15 protein-coding genes are annotated in these 14,220 nt (G+C 61.1%); 11 read left to right on the top strand and 4 right to left on the bottom strand.

Translation table 11 applies throughout. The features are described from left to right. The 6 genes from BMW87_RS35390 to BMW87_RS29970 all read left to right on the top strand — a co-directional run. Positions 1-228: ATP-binding protein (locus BMW87_RS35390; RefSeq protein ID WP_218149788.1), on the top strand; the 228-nt coding region annotated here is incomplete at its 5' end. A gap of 755 nt (positions 229-983) precedes the next feature. Next, on the top strand, positions 984-1,697 hold the full coding sequence (locus tag BMW87_RS29990; RefSeq protein ID WP_143062626.1) for a hypothetical protein: 714 nt from the start codon (positions 984-986) through the stop codon (positions 1,695-1,697). A gap of 154 nt (positions 1,698-1,851) precedes the next feature. Then, entirely contained in the window at positions 1,852-2,223 is a 372-nt protein-coding gene (locus BMW87_RS29985; protein ID WP_093081303.1) for an IS66-like element accessory protein TnpA, read from the top strand. Next, entirely contained in the window at positions 2,220-2,561 is a 342-nt protein-coding gene (tnpB, locus tag BMW87_RS29980) for an IS66 family insertion sequence element accessory protein TnpB (RefSeq protein WP_143062625.1), read from the top strand. The genes BMW87_RS29985 and tnpB overlap by 4 nt, the downstream gene beginning before the upstream one ends. A gap of 70 nt (positions 2,562-2,631) precedes the next feature. Continuing rightward, a complete protein-coding gene (locus BMW87_RS29975; RefSeq protein ID WP_093081301.1) occupies positions 2,632-4,260 on the top strand; it encodes an IS66 family transposase in 1,629 nt (542 codons plus the stop codon). Positions 4,261-4,818: 558 nt separating this feature from the next. Further along, positions 4,819-5,613 carry a hypothetical protein gene (locus BMW87_RS29970; RefSeq protein WP_093081298.1) on the top strand — a complete coding sequence of 265 codons (795 nt, stop codon included), beginning with the start codon at positions 4,819-4,821 and terminating at the stop codon, positions 5,611-5,613. Positions 5,614-5,854: 241 nt separating this feature from the next. On the opposite strand, the gene BMW87_RS35230 is transcribed toward BMW87_RS29970, so the two are convergent. Next, the gene (locus BMW87_RS35230) at positions 5,855-6,289 is read right to left on the bottom strand and encodes a hypothetical protein (RefSeq protein WP_177192875.1); all 435 of its coding nucleotides are present in this window, start codon (positions 6,287-6,289) and stop codon (positions 5,855-5,857) included. A gap of 353 nt (positions 6,290-6,642) precedes the next feature. Between BMW87_RS35230 and BMW87_RS29965 the strand changes: the two genes are divergently transcribed. Beyond that, complete coding sequence (locus BMW87_RS29965; RefSeq protein ID WP_093081295.1) at positions 6,643-7,278, top strand: hypothetical protein; 636 nt, start codon at positions 6,643-6,645, stop codon at positions 7,276-7,278. Between the two features lie 732 nt (positions 7,279-8,010). Here the strand turns inward: BMW87_RS29965 and BMW87_RS29955 are convergent. Both BMW87_RS29955 and BMW87_RS29950 read right to left on the bottom strand, forming a co-directional pair. Further along, entirely contained in the window at positions 8,011-8,412 is a 402-nt protein-coding gene (locus BMW87_RS29955) for a hypothetical protein (protein ID WP_177192874.1), read from the bottom strand. A 126-nt stretch (positions 8,413-8,538) separates the two neighbouring features. Next, positions 8,539-9,600: an alpha/beta fold hydrolase gene (locus BMW87_RS29950; RefSeq protein WP_093081290.1), complete on the bottom strand. Its 1,062-nt coding sequence runs from the start codon at positions 9,598-9,600 to the stop codon at positions 8,539-8,541. Between the two features lie 322 nt (positions 9,601-9,922). Between BMW87_RS29950 and BMW87_RS29945 the strand changes: the two genes are divergently transcribed. The 4 genes from BMW87_RS29945 to BMW87_RS35385 all read left to right on the top strand — a co-directional run bounded on the left by BMW87_RS29945 (position 9,923) and on the right by BMW87_RS35385 (position 13,406). Further along, positions 9,923-11,806, top strand: coding sequence for a CocE/NonD family hydrolase (locus BMW87_RS29945; protein WP_093081288.1), 1,884 nt, complete (start codon positions 9,923-9,925; stop codon positions 11,804-11,806). A 9-nt stretch (positions 11,807-11,815) separates the two neighbouring features. Further along, a complete protein-coding gene (locus tag BMW87_RS29940; protein WP_256216977.1) occupies positions 11,816-12,817 on the top strand; it encodes an acyltransferase family protein in 1,002 nt (333 codons plus the stop codon). A gap of 161 nt (positions 12,818-12,978) precedes the next feature. Further along, positions 12,979-13,260 (top strand): hypothetical protein, encoded by a 282-nt coding sequence (locus tag BMW87_RS29935; RefSeq protein WP_218149787.1) that lies wholly within the window; start codon positions 12,979-12,981, stop codon positions 13,258-13,260. Then, a complete protein-coding gene (locus BMW87_RS35385) occupies positions 13,257-13,406 on the top strand; it encodes a hypothetical protein (protein WP_218149786.1) in 150 nt (49 codons plus the stop codon). The genes BMW87_RS29935 and BMW87_RS35385 overlap by 4 nt, the downstream gene beginning before the upstream one ends. 36 nt (positions 13,407-13,442) lie before the next feature. Here the strand turns inward: BMW87_RS35385 and BMW87_RS29930 are convergent, their stop codons facing one another. Then, positions 13,443-14,192 (bottom strand): SDR family NAD(P)-dependent oxidoreductase, encoded by a 750-nt coding sequence (locus BMW87_RS29930; RefSeq protein WP_093081285.1) that lies wholly within the window; start codon positions 14,190-14,192, stop codon positions 13,443-13,445. Positions 14,193-14,220 lie beyond the last annotated feature (28 nt).

Raw genomic sequence — 14,220 nt, 5'->3', positions numbered from 1 at the left:
GATCGCTTGACCCATCACTGCCACATCATCGAGACGGGCAACGAGTCCTACCGCTTCCGCCACAGCACGCACGAAGCCAAGGGGCGCATCAAGACCCGCGAGCAAACCAGGAAGGCAGCGGCGGCCCAGGTGAGCGAGGCCGCGCAGGACGGGGCCTCGCCTGACGGCTCGGGAATACCAACAACCGATGCAAGAAAAGGAGGACCCACCGAGGCATCCAACCTATAGTTATTCACAGCTGGCTCCCACCGGAACCAGCTCCAGCCCCTGGTCAATGTTCGACTGGCACTGCTGATCTCGATTGCACTGGCGCTAACAAGCCGACTTCAATACGTAGCTCAACAGACGGCGCCATCGTTCGGAAAGCCGCTGCATCCATTGAGGAAACTTGCCGCGGCCAATGCCAAAGGGGGAAAGAAGTGCATAGACATACAGCCCCAATGGAAGCGAAAGAAGTAGATACCACACGAAGTTGGAAAATATCTGAAGCAGCAGCTGGAATGCCAGGTCTATGAGACCGTAGTACCCGTTGATCAAGAGCCAGTCAGCGGGCTTAGGAAACAAACCTGCATCTACTTGCCAATAGTCGAGATAAACACGATGTCGGACATCGCCAACCAGATGCAAACCGACTGCACCAATCGCTACAAGTGCTGTAAGCAGCGATAGGGCGGTAGGCCAAGCCAAGCGACGCGGTGGTTTAGGAGCGGGGGGCTTAGATCTTCCATGTCTGGGAATTTACTGTAGTAACGATCGATTCCGATGACTCCGCGCAGCTTTCGGGGCGACCAGCCAGTCGATAGCAATAGGGTGTTCGCGATTCTTTTATCGTGAGCCGATCAAACACTCATAAAAATGCGGGTTAGGACCGCGTCATCACTAAAGCTAACCTTCCTTGGCATCCTCCGTGCCTGACTGCCCTGCACCAGTTCAGCTTCGGCCGCCTACGAAGACTACGAGGATGGATGCAGGCTGCTGTGGTCGTGACTTCGAGCATCCCTCGTAGCAGTGGTCCCCTTCTCGATGGCGGCGCGACCGGCTACAGTGAGTCACGAACGGACATCGAGGGCAGCGACTTGCACGCCGACGAATTTCTCAGAAAAACCAGGGATCCACATGCGTGGCGAACACACGCGCGCGCTCTCAGGCGCTCAGCGGACGCGTTGTGGAACGAGTTCAGTCTTGACCTGACGGGAATGACCATGGAGCATGGCGACTCTCGGAGAAGAGCTCCAGACCTCGACCGGGCGATGGAATCGCTTGAAACAACCAAGCTCCTCTACGGCCTCGCGCTCGAGACAGCACTAAAGGCGTGGATTGTGGAGCACCATCCGGAAAAGATTGAGTTCCGCGTTTCTGTTGACGGAGGTGGCGCGGCAACCAGCGCTGAACTGAGGACGTTGGGAGTGCCAACTTCTGGTGGACACAAAATTCTCGCCCTCGCGGAAGCCGTGGGATTGTTTAGGGGCGAATTCTCGGACGTTCTGAAGTTTGACAGCGACCGCTCTGCTATGCGAAACATTTGCCGCGATCTATCAGAGGTCGTCCTTTGGCGGGGGCGTTACCCTATACCACTCGCATCTGGAGAGCGGCAGAAGCTGGACTCGGGTGTGGACCGGCGCGCGACCGCGCACTACATTCGAGACTGGCTCGACCCCGTGCTCGATCGGCTGCTAATCACTGACCCAGCAATGTGATGCAAGCTAACGAGCTGATTTAGATCGAAGCTTCAAAGCGGACTTTTCCCTCGACTATCCGCCGACCGAGACGAGACTGATACGGTAAGGGGCTGGCCGTCCCATCTTGAACGCTCGGGCGCTTGCGGTAACGATCCTGTCCACGAAGGAATAGATGGACATGATGGCAAACGGTCAAGAGGTGCGTCGGCGCCGGTACAGCGAAGAACTCAAGCAGCAGGTGCTGAGCGAATGTGAGAGGCCGGACGCATCGGTGGCGAAGGTCGCGATGGCGCATGGCATCAATGCCAACGTGGTGCACTCCTGGCGCAAGAAGGTACGGGAATCGTTGGAGACGCCCGATGCCATCGCGCTGCAGGAACCGACGTTCGTTCCAATGATGTTGCCGCCGGTTGCGTCGGCGGTGTCGGCATCCCCAACGCAGATTCAGGTGCAGATCAAGCGAGGCGCCGTGGTGATCAGCGTGGACTGGCCACTGGAGGCAGCGGCGCAGTTGGGCATCTGGACGCGCGAGTTGCTGAAGTGATCCGCATCGACGCGGTGTGGCTGGCCGTGCAGCCCATGGACATGCGCGCCGGCGCCGAACGACTGCTGGCAAGCGTCGTGAAGGTCTTCGGCGCCGCGCAGGCGCATCACGGATACCTGTTTGCCAACGCCCGGCACACGCGCATCAAGCTGCTGGTGCACGATGGCTTCGGCGTGTGGTGTGCAGCGCGGAGGCTGAACATCGGCGGCTTCGCGTGGCCGGCCCAAGGTTCAACCACCGGCACGCCGCTCGCGCTGACGCGCGAGCAGTTTGACGCCCTGGTGTTGGGCCTGCCCTGGCAGCGTCTGGAGGACCTGCGCGTCATCACCCGGCTGTGAAGTCGGCGCGCGAGCGTTGACAGCGCTACCCCGCATGGCAGGCGCCTGTGACCGTCGGCATGATGAGCGCATGCAGCACCTGCACGATCTCAACGCCTCGGACCTCAGTGGTCTGTCGCCCGAGACCGTTGCCGCGCTGGCGCAGCAGATGTTGGCCCACATCCAGCAGCAGGCCCAGCAGATCGAGCGCCAGGCGCACGAGATCAAGTTCAGGGACGCCAAGCTGGAGAAGGTGATGTTCGAGCTGGCGCGCCTGAAGGCGTGGAAGTTCGACGCCAGAACCGAAGCCATGAACGCCGAACAGCGGCGCCTGTTCGAGGAGACGATGGCCGAGGACGAAGCCAGCCTGCAGGCGCAGCTTGAGCAACTGCAATCCAAGTCGCCGGCCAAGCAGGCGCAGGAAGAAGGCGACAAGCCGCCACGCAAGCCTCGCCGCCAGAAGCTGCCCGAGCATCTGCGCCGGCTCGACCATGTCCACGAGCCGTCGGACACCCACTGCCCTTCACCCCACTGCGGCCGGCCCATGGTGCGTGTGGGCGAAGACATCAGCGAGCAGTTGGATATCGTGCCGGCCGAGTTCTTCGTTCATCGCCACATCTACGGCAAGTGGGCCTGCCGCTGCTGCCAGTGCCTGGTCCAGGAGCCGGCCGTGCCGCAGATCATCGACGGCGGCATCATGGCCGCCGGCCTCATCGCGCACACGCTGACCAGCCACTTCGTCGACCACCTGCCGTACTACCGGCTGGAGACCATCAACGCACGCTCTGGTGTGCACACGCCGCGCTCGACGCTGGCGCAGACCTCGGGGCGCGCTGGCGCGGCCCTGGAGCCCTTGTACGACGCCCAGAGGCGCTTCGTACTGCAGTCGAAGGTGCTGCATGCCGACGAGACACCCGTTGCCATGTTGGACCCAGGCCGAGGCAAGACGAAGAGGGCCTACATCTGGGCTTATGCCAGGGGAGCCTTCGATCCACTGCCGGGCGTCGTGTACGAGTTCTGCCTGGGCCGCGGCGCCCAGTACCCCATCGCCTTCCTGCAGGGAAGCGACGGCTTCGGCGCGCACACGCCTTGGAGCGGCACTCTGGTGCGCGACGAATACTCGGCCTACGACAACGTCGTCGCAGCGCACGCTGACCGCATCGCCGCAGGATGCTTCGCTCACGCGAGGCGCCACTTCCACGAGCTGGGCAAGTCTGGCACCAGCGAAGTGGCGACCGAGGCGCTGCGTCGCATCGCGACGATCTACCGCGCGGAGCGCCAGTTCGGCGAGCTCGCTGGCCAAGACCGTCTACGCCTGCGTGAGTCGGTGACCAGGCCGCTGTGGGAGGAGCTGCATGTGTGGCTGCAACTCGAGCGTGCCAGGGTCCCCGACGGCGGGGCGACGGCCAAGGCCTTGAGCTACAGCTTGAATGCCTGGACTGCGCTGACGCGCAATCTCGTCGACGGCGACGTGCCGGTGGACAACAACCACTTGGAAAATCGAATCCGTCCCTGGGCCATGGGACGCCGCGCCTGGCTGTTCGCCGGTAGCGAACTGGCTGGTCAGCGCGCCGCCATCGTGATGAGCCTGGTGCAGTCGGCGCGCCTGTGCGGCCACGACCCGCATGCCTACCTCAAGGACGTCCTGGAGCGCTTGCCCACGCACCTGAACAGCCGAATTGACGATCTCCTGCCACATCGCTGGCAACCGCTCACCTGACTCTGCAGCAAGGGCCGCCGTCGCCCATCACCGTCAAGATGGAGCGCCCATCCGCTTACCTGATACGCGCCTCAATCCCGATACTGGAGGTTCTCGGGACGCGTAGGGTCAGCCGACGGGGAAAAAGTGTTCTCGAGACCTGCGTTATCGTGAGCGGATCCAGTAGCCATCAACAGCGTCCGGTCTATCCCGCACACGTGCAAAAACTAACCCTCGTAAACGCCTGCTTCTCGTTGGTTGGAGCAAAGAAGAAGATGTCGACCGCTCAAAAAGTGCATTGCGGCGCCACTACCACCACATACCGACGATCAATTGCGTTCGCCGATGACAAACCCGATTACCTAGTCAGCTCATGGCAAATGTACGTCTGTTGAGTCCGAGCGGAGGCTGATGGTTGTACAGTCAGGTGTACTCTTTTCTTAGGAACTTATGTCGTTGCGTGCAGCTGTGCTTCCCTACGAAGTGTTTTATGGAGAGAGTGTCGCTGTCAGAGAGCGTTTTGATGAGGCATGCGATTGGTTGAGATCGCTCAATCTATTTCCGAATGGCAATCGGTACATGAGCTATCGTAAATCTCTTGCTAGGCTGAGTTATGGCGACCGATCAAGCCTTGATGAAGCAAAGCTTCAAGAGTATGTAGCTGCGCTCGGCGAGGCGGGTGATTTGGTGCGCATAAGAAGGGCCTTCGGATGCACGGAGTCTGTTGAGTTCCTTGCTAGGCTCAAGGAGATAACCTCGGGCCAGCCGTTCCAGCGGAACGTTTTGAATGATCCGGGGCGAGACGTGGTCTTCGAACTGTCGGTTGCATCGCGATTCCTCGAAGGGCAATACGAAGTCCAGTTGACAGGGTTGGCCGATCTAACTGCAGTTGTTGACGGAAGAAAAGTTTTTGTTGAATGTAAGAGAGTGAAGTCGGCGTCAAAGGCGCTGGCTCGAAGCGCGGAAGCCGCGAGGCAGATTCAAAAGAGGCTTAAGGTAGACGCGTCGTCTCGTAGCAGAGGGCTGGCGGTGATCTGTTTAACAGACATACTCAGTCCAACTGCTAGGCGGTACGAGTTTTCGTCGGCCCAGCGGTTTCAGGCAGTCTGTGACGACCTGTTGAACGACCATATTCAGCGTAGAAAGTCGGATTTATTAAAGCAAATCGGTAAGCGGCAGATTGGCGTAATGCTAGAGAATTCTGTTTACGGCATTACATACGACAACCCCAATGACGAGAAGGAGCCGGCGTTCACGTTTTGCCGTGGGGGGACTCTTGTCTACCAAACCGCCAGTCCGCATGAAGACGATTTCACTAAGGCGTTGGCCACGCGACTTTGCAATCACCCTTTTAGCGGACGGGAATCTATCTGAATGCCGTGAGGCGATCCACCGCGCTAGTGCACCGCGGCACGACGCCGACTACTGCAGTCGACCTCGGGACTGGGTCTCCTGCTTCAAGCATTCCTCTTTGATTGTGAAACTCCCGCCGATCACGGCGCCCACATCTTCGCAGTATTTTTCGATGCGCGTTGGCGAAGGATTCGTCGAGCTATCTGCGCAGAAGCTTGGGACCACTAAAGATCCTCATCGCTTTTTCGGCGGCAACAACTTTTCAGGCTAAGCGAGTGAGATCGACTGCAAGTTGTTTGCCCACCCACTTGCGCACTCCTTGCGAGTGCAAGGCGGTGTTCATCTCTTCTCGAAACACCTGATCTTTTTCTAGGCGGGAGAGCTGCAGCCTGAACTGTTGTCCATTGCGCCCGGTTGGATGATAGAAGCCGATAACGGATCTCAGAGAGGCCATGTATCCTGATGCCGCATACGCATCCCGACCGGCTGCAATAACCGGCCATTCTTGCGGAGCAGCTGCGAATTCTCTGCTCATGAACTTCTGGGAGCAGGTCATCCGCGTTTCTTCTGGAGGACTCCGTCCTTCACATTTAGCGACGTCTGTCCAGAGTACAGGACCTCGAACGTTGAGGATGTCGAGAAGCGTCTTAAGCATGGTGAAGTAAGGCACATTCTTCACACCCGACTGCCAAGCCATTCGTTGCTGGTCGTAGCCAGCGCCATGTTGTTCGTACAGTTGTTGCTCCCACCGGGCAGCGAATCCAGGGTTCTGTCCAACCACTATGACTCCACGTGCGGTGTTTAGCACGTCCTCGTGCTGGAGTAATAAGCCTCGAGGAGGACACGCTGCACTGGATTTCACTCCGGTGCACGCCCGATCGCATCGGGCCAATTCTTCGGCGATCTGACCGATCCGTTGGTCGACTAACTGCAGAGAATTTATGCTCATCGGTTGTAGTATGCACAACAGTGCGCGCAGCGCACGCGGCCTGATCAAAGTAACTGGACTACCAACATTTAGCGCTGGTGATAAGAATAAAAGGAGTAGGAGTGATAACAGACAAGGATCTGCCCGGGCAGAGAGTGATCCTGCGCGGCAGCGAGGCATTCAGGAAGAACCTGCCTCGCGAAGCCATGTACAAAACTGCCACCTTTTTGGTGGATCATCATTGGGGGGACGCGAGGGAGATGGCAGACGGAATGGGTGTTCTGCTTCTAACCTGGAACCAAGCTTTCTACCGCTATGGGCAGTTTGACTTCTTTAAGCTTGAGCGATGCATCGAGAAGAATATGTCCTATTTAGAGAGCCTTCGTACGCGGAACATCTTGGAATTCGGTAAGGTTGACGAGCCTCTCGTCCGAAGGCTCTTCAAAGGTCTTTCTGCCGCGCTGGCGATTCAGAGGGGATCTAAAAAGGGAATGCAGAGTCCCGTTGCAACCGCTAAAGCGCTGCATCTTCTGGCCCCAAGCTTCTTGCCACTCTGGGACCACAAGATCGCACGCGGTTACGGCTGCCACTATGCGAATGATCCTGTCGGAAAGTATCTCGATTTCTTGTGGATGACGAAAGCCATCGCAGCTGGCCTGCCGAAAAGTTTGCAGAACGGCGCTGACGGATGTAGCGCGATTAAGGTCATCGACGAGTACAACTTTGCTCGTTTCACGAGAGGATGGGTGAATGCCTAACAGTCTCTTCGAGACGGACATAAGGGGGCATTCTCGTGACTACCGTTGCCAGGAGTTGAGACGAGACCGAACCAACGACCGATAGTTGGGTGTTTCCGTGCCTGTGGTTATCGTCGGTGGGCTGCGGAGTCGGGCTTTGCGCGTCACCGCGCAGGCGCATGGGCTCAGCGCCCTCGCCAAAACCGCCACCAATTGGGCCGCGCGGCCCGCATCTCTAGTGGCCGCATGTCGAGGGTGTCGTAGTTGGTGAACGGCACACCGGCACGCCTGCGCAATTCAGTCTCAAGCTCGTGCGCTATCCCGCGGGCGTGAAGATCTCCCTCAAGCGCCTTTCTGCGCCACCCGACCGCCATCGCACTCAGTGTCTCGTCGGGCAACTCTTGGTTAGTAGTCATGCGTAAATTCTCCCGCCGCTGTTGACTTGCTTGTGCATCGTGCAACGCATTAGCGCGAGACCCGGGATCGGCTGTGCATCAAAGCACGCCAGCACAGGCGGATCTTTCTCGTGAGTATGTTGAAGAGTGACAGCGGTTGGCATCGGGGCGATTCCCTGAGCGGCCTTTTTTTCCTCCCTGACCCCTACCAGCGCCGAACCACTGTCGAGATGCAGTGTGCTTGGCCCAAGAGAAGTGAAAGTGAAGTCTCTGCGAGAGTTCCGTGAAACGATACCTGTCGTCTTGTTGTGGGCCACCCTTGATCAAGCTGAACATACGCATGAGTGCATGGAGGCGTTCAGCTCGGTCTCACATCGAAGTACGCTTCGTCGACATCTCCCAAATCGCGGAAGCCAGCAGTCTTGGCCGCGTCGTAGGCTTTCGCCCAGCGCTTGGCCAGGGCGATCTCATCCTTCGTCAAGTCCGTCTCGCCCGACTCGCTCGCATTCTGAAATGCACGCAGTGCCGACACTACCTCGCCACCGAGCTGTTTGTCTAACTCTCGTCGGAAGCGCTGCTCTGCGACCTTGATGGCATCGACTGCCGGATATTCGAGAAGCCGTGCGATATAGGCGACTCGGGGCACGGACTCGGTAGCCTCGAAGACGAATGGCGCATCGTATTCGGGCTGCTCGTGAGGCGTGGTGTCGATTGGCACTTGTTGCACGGGTCGCGGGAAGAACAGTTCAGCTTGGTTCATGGTCGGTCAAAGATAAAAGCCATAAAACACTGGTTAAATATACAGCCCCATCACCTGCCCAAGCAAGCGCAGCTTTCGGAGACCGTGCAAAGTCAAGAGCGTAAGGCGGGCGGACGTTGTGCAAGCTCAACGCGCGCGACGGTCCGCGCGAACGAGCTCGAGCACCGCGTCCGCGAACGCGCTCGGCGCCTCTTGCGGCAGGTTGTGTCCCGCCCCAGGTATCACGCGGTGTGTGCGTGGCCCCGTGAACTTTGCCGCCTGGGCTGAGCCGTCGGTCGGTCCATGGGCGCTATCGTCGCCGCCATCCAGCGTCACCGTCCGCACCGGTATCGCGGGCAGCGACGCAAGCTTGCGATCGATCTCGGCGTAGGCGGGGTCCCCTTGGGTTGCGCTGAATCGGTGGCGGAACGAATGTATGGAGACTTCGACATGGTCGGGGTTGTCGAACGATGCGGCGGTGCGGGCAAAGGTTGCGTCGTCGAAGCGCCAGGTCGGTGACCATTGCTTCCAGAAAAGCCGGTTGAACTCGCGGCGGTACTTGGTATAGCCGGCGCGTCCTCGCTCGGTCTGGAAGTAGAACTGCCACCAGAGGGGAATCTCGTTTTCGGGCTTCGCCGGAATCAATGTCGCAGCCGGATCCGCGAACGCATAGCCGTTGCCCGACACCAACCCCGCGCAGCGCTCGGGCCAGAGGGCGGCAACAGCGCTGGCCGCCTTGCCGCCCCAGTCGTATCCCGCCAGCACGGCGCGCGGCAATGCCAATGCGTCGAGCAGCGCCAGCAGATCCGCACCGAACGCCGCGAACTCGCCCGAACGAAGCGTGCCCGCGTTCAGGAAGCGTGTGGGGCCGAAGCCGCGCAGATAAGGAACGATCACCCGGCAACCAGCGGCGGCCAGCATGGGGGCGACTTCTGCGTACGCCTCGATGTCATACGGGAACCCGTGGAGCAGCACCACTGCGGGGCCATCGGCTGGACCTGCTTCGTAGTAAGCGATGTTCAAGACACCGGCATCCACCCTCTTCAAGTGCGCGAGTGCGAGGGCAGGTGATGCGAAGCCCTTCGCAGATGCCAAGCTGCCGCCCAGTGCCAGACTCAGTCCGGCGATGCTCGCGCCCGCCATCGCGCCGCGCAGCAGTCCGCGCCGCCGCATGTCCATGCGATCGTTTGGGGTCACTGAATCCGTCATCAATTTTTCTCTCGTCGGGTCGTGCATGAAGGGGGGCGACCCGCGACATCCGTGATGCGTGCGCAAGGGTCTTGAAGCCTCGTCGATCGTAGGTTCGGGCGGGGCCTGCCACTAGCCACGCGCGAGGCCGCACCGTGTTGAGCGATGGACATCAATCGGTTCATTGCGTGATACGCAGTCGCCGATCGCGGTCGCAGGGCAGCGTCGGCCGGTGCGTACTTTCCGGCGCCAAGGTTTGTCGTGCACTGGACTGCCGACATCGCAGCGATGCCCTAACATCGCCACCCGCCGCCGATCCAGCAAGCCCCCGAGTACACGAAGCATGAAGAAGTTCATCGTCGCCGCCATCACGCTCACCACGGTGTTCGTCACATCGCTCGCGGCACATGGGCAGGATGTCCCGCTGGACCCCGACACGGGCCTGCCGGCGTCGCGGCCTTTCGATTTCCCCGCGCAGGGACCGGCGGCGCCGTTCTGGACCAAGCGCCTCACCGGCTACTTCAAGACATCCGAGGGCGTCAGGCTGCGCTACAGCGTGCTCCTGCCGAAGGCATCGGGCAGGTTCCCCGTCATCCTGAGCATCAACGGCTATGACGCCGGATCGATCGGCGGAACGCCCTATCTCCAATACAAGACGTCGATGTCGGTCGAGCTCGACAAGCGCCTCGTCGAGGCTGGCTACGCTGTGATGGGCGTCAATGCCGCGGGCAGCGGATGCTCCGCAGGCCCGCTAGAGTACACGCGGCCACAACTCGGAAGACACGGCGCTGAAGCCGTCGAATTCGCAGCGTCCCAAGCCTGGTCCGACGCCAAGGTTGGCATGGTCAACTGGTCGTACGGCGGCTCATCCCAACTGGCGACGGCGCAACACCGCCCGCGCCATCTTCGGGCCATCGTGCCCGGCATGGTGCTGACGGACTTCCGCGACGCCTTGATGCCCGGTGGCGTGCCAGCGCCCGGCTTTATCACGCCGCTTCGAGGTTCCATGCGCGCCTACTGGGAGAAGGTAGTCGCGCAGACCGCGACCGAAGAGGGCGACGCTGCCTGCCTGGCCCAGATCCCGAAGAACCTCGCGGCCGAAGACACGAACTCGGTGATGCACCTGTTCCTGTCGCATCCCTTGCGGGACGATCACATGAAGAGCTTCGACCTGACGCTGTATGCCGATCGCGTGCAGGTTCCGGTGCTGTCGCTCGAAGCGTTCCAGGACCAGGCCATCACGCCGCGCAGCGGTTACTACCAGTCCCGGCTCGATCCGGCCAAGCTGTGGTCGGTGCAGACCAACGGCCGGCACGACATGTACCTGGCCGCGGATTTCCAGGCGTTGGCCGTGCGTTTTCTCGATCGCTTCGTCAAAGGCGAGAACAACGGATTCGAGCGCGACACACCACGCACCACGGTATGGATGGAAACCGCCGAAGCGAGCGCAAGCGGCAATGCGCTGGAGCGGCGCGTTTCTCCCCAACCTCGCTGGGTCGTGCAAAGGGGGCCGATCCGCAGCGACGACCTGGCCGTCAAGGCGTTCCACCTGGATGCGGGCCAGACGCTCGCCGATGCCCCTGGCTCCGGAGCCGCCGATGGCTTCGACTATCCCGGCGCCGGTGTGGTCGTCAACGACATTGCGGGAAGGAGCTTCTGGGGCCCGTTGCCCGGCGACTGGAAGACCACTGGCGTCTCCTACACATCGCCGCCGTTGCGCGAAGACATGATGGTCTATGGGCCGGGCAGCGCCGACCTCTGGGTCACGGCCGGCGCCGGCGACGCAGACCTGCAGGTCACCGTCACCGAGCTCCGCCCGGATGGGCAGGAGACCTATGTCCAGCGTGGCTGGCTGCGCTTGTCGAACCGCGCCCTGGACACCGCGCGCTCGACGCCGTTGTTGCCCATTCGGCTCGAGCGGCCACAGCAGCCGATGCCATTGCTGCCGGGCCGGCCGGTCCTCGCCCGCGTCGAGATCCACAAGATGGGCCACTACTTTCGCAGCGGCTCGCGGCTGCGGATCTGGATCGACACACCGGCCCAGACCGGCGGCCTGGTGTTCGACACCTTCACACAGAAGCAGCGGCTCCATGTGCTGCACAACGCCAGTTACGACTCCGTGGTACGGCTCGGCGTGCTGAAGGACGTCAAGGGGCCGGCAAGCTATCCGGCGTGCGGCGCGACGATCCTGCAGCCGTGCCGGCCGGACCCGCTGGCTATTCGCTGAGCGCGACAGATGTCCTTGCCCTACAACCCCGCGCTCGACGGCGTTCGCGCGCTGTCCATCCTTGCGGTGGTCCTGTTCCACTGCGACGTCCCGGGTGCGCACGGCGGGTTCATCGGGCTGGACATCTTCTTCGTTCTTTCCGGCTATCTCATCACGTCGATGCTGACGGCAGAGTACCGTCATGGCGGCATCGAGATCGGTCGCTTCTACGCCCACCGGGCATTGCGGTTGTACCCGACGCTGCTGCTCATGGTTGCGGTCTATGTGGGCCTGGCCCCCATCCTCTGGCCGGCGGACGACCGCTGGCTGTCCGCCGTTCTCGCTGCACTCTACGTCTACGACTATGCGCTGGCCTTCTGGGAGTTGGCCAACACCATCGGCCACACATGGTCCCTGGGCGTGGAGGAAAAGTTCTACTTGCTGTGGCCTCTCGTATTGCCGTTGCTATTGAGGACGCGGCATCCCGTCCGATGGCTGGTATCGGTCTTCCTGGCAATTACTGCATGGCGGTACTTCGTGGCCATGAACTGGACCTGGTCGCAGGCTTATTTCCGCTTCGACACGCGGATGAGCGGCATCCTGCTCGGGGCCATTGCGGCGCTGACCCATTTGAAGGTGTCGAAGCGCGCGCTTGCCGTGGCTTGCATGGTGCTGCTGGTCCTCATGGCCCTGCCTTCGCTGCCGACGAGCCATCAGACCGAGGCGGTCACGCTGCGCATCACATTGGCGGAGCTGTCAGCCTTCGTGCTGATCTGCTTTGCCGCGGAGCACGGACGAGCGAAATTCCTCGCGTCGCGACCCATGGTCTACATCGGCAGACTGTCCTATGGCATCTATCTCTGGCATTTCCCGTTGGTGCTGCTGCTTCGCGACACGCAGCCGTTGTGGATCACACTTCCCGTGACCCTTGTGTTCTCGCTCGCGATGGCGGCGATCTGCCTGCATCTGGTGGACACACCTCTGAAGAGATGGCGCCAGAAGGCATGGCCGGAGGCCCGCCGCACCGCGTGAGCGTCCGGCATTGATGCCGAAACGGAACCAGCGCGCGTCCTGGTGCGGACCTACCGAGCTGAGGACGCCCTGCCTACGATGAAAGCCTCGAGCTTCCATCGCACAAACGCATCTGTTGCATGCGCTGAGGCTCTTTCCGCATCGCAGCCAAGGAGCTTCACATGCCTCAGTCTCACAACCCCGAAATCATTGCCTTCATCGACGTGCTCGCCGACACCGGAAGCCACTACCGGATGGATGAAATGGAAGCGCTCTACACCGAAGACCTCGGGTTCCTGGTGCTGACGCCCCAGGGAGAGGTTGCGCGCTTCTCGAAGTCGGAAATGATGGCCGAATTCCGAAGCGTCGCGATGCAGGCGAAGCGCCGCTGTCGACGGAAAAGCGGATCCTGCACATCGAGGAGCAGGGCGATGAAGCCACCGCGATCCTCTTTCGGCGCATGAGCCAGAACGCCGACCCGGCGCTCTACGAACTGCGGCTTCGCCGGACGAACGGCAAGTGGCTGGTCGCCGGCGAAACCGTGCTGCCGTGGACCGACCTGACCAACGCGAAGGGGTTCCTTCCTCCGCGCACGGTGACTCAGGCCTGACAGGCAAGAGCCACGGATCGGGGCGCGGTATGGCCTTCAGGTCAGTGCCATGCCGCCGTCGACCTTCAGGTTGACACCGGTGACGAACACGCTGTCGTCGCTCGCCAGGAAAAGCGCCGCCTGCGCCAGATCATTCGGTTGGCCGAGGCGTCCCAACGGGATCGCTGCTGCCATGCTCTTGTCGAACTCGGGCCGCGCAGACTCCGTGATGCCCAGCTTCGCCAGGATCGGCGTGTCGACCGGCCCGGGGCTCAACACATTCACCCGGATGCGGCGCTCCTTGAGTTCGAGTGCCCAGTTGCGTGCGAAGGCCTCGATGGCGGCCTTGCTGCCAGCGTAGACCGCGTGGTTGTCCATCACCTTGCTGCCAGCGATCGAGCTCGTGAGGATGATCGAGCCGCCATCGCGCATGAATGGCAGTGCCTTGGTCACGCCGAAGAACACCGCGCGCGTGTTGGTGGCGAACTGCGCGTCGTAGGTGTCCACGGTGACGGCGGACGATGGTTCGAGAATAGCCGTTCCCGCATTCGCCACGTAGATGTCGATGGCACCGAACCGCGCCTTCACCGCAGCGAGCAGGCGGTCGTGCATGGCCAGATCGGCCACATCGCCGACGAAGCCCATCGCGTCCGTGCCGATGCTCGCCAACGCGGTGTCCACCGCGTCCTGGCGGCGTCCCACGATGACGACGCGGGCGCCTTCCGCTGCGAAAGTTTGGGCGTAAGCCAAACCGATGCCGCTGTTACCGCCGGTGATCACGGCCACTTTGCCGGAGAGTTTTTGCATGATGCTTTTCCTTGTTTAACGCGAGAGA

The organism is Variovorax sp. OV084, assembly GCF_900111625.1.
Lineage (GTDB): Bacteria > Pseudomonadota > Gammaproteobacteria > Burkholderiales > Burkholderiaceae_C > Variovorax.
Note: the sequence above shows the minus strand (reverse complement) of the source record. Positions and strands in the feature narration are given on the sequence as shown.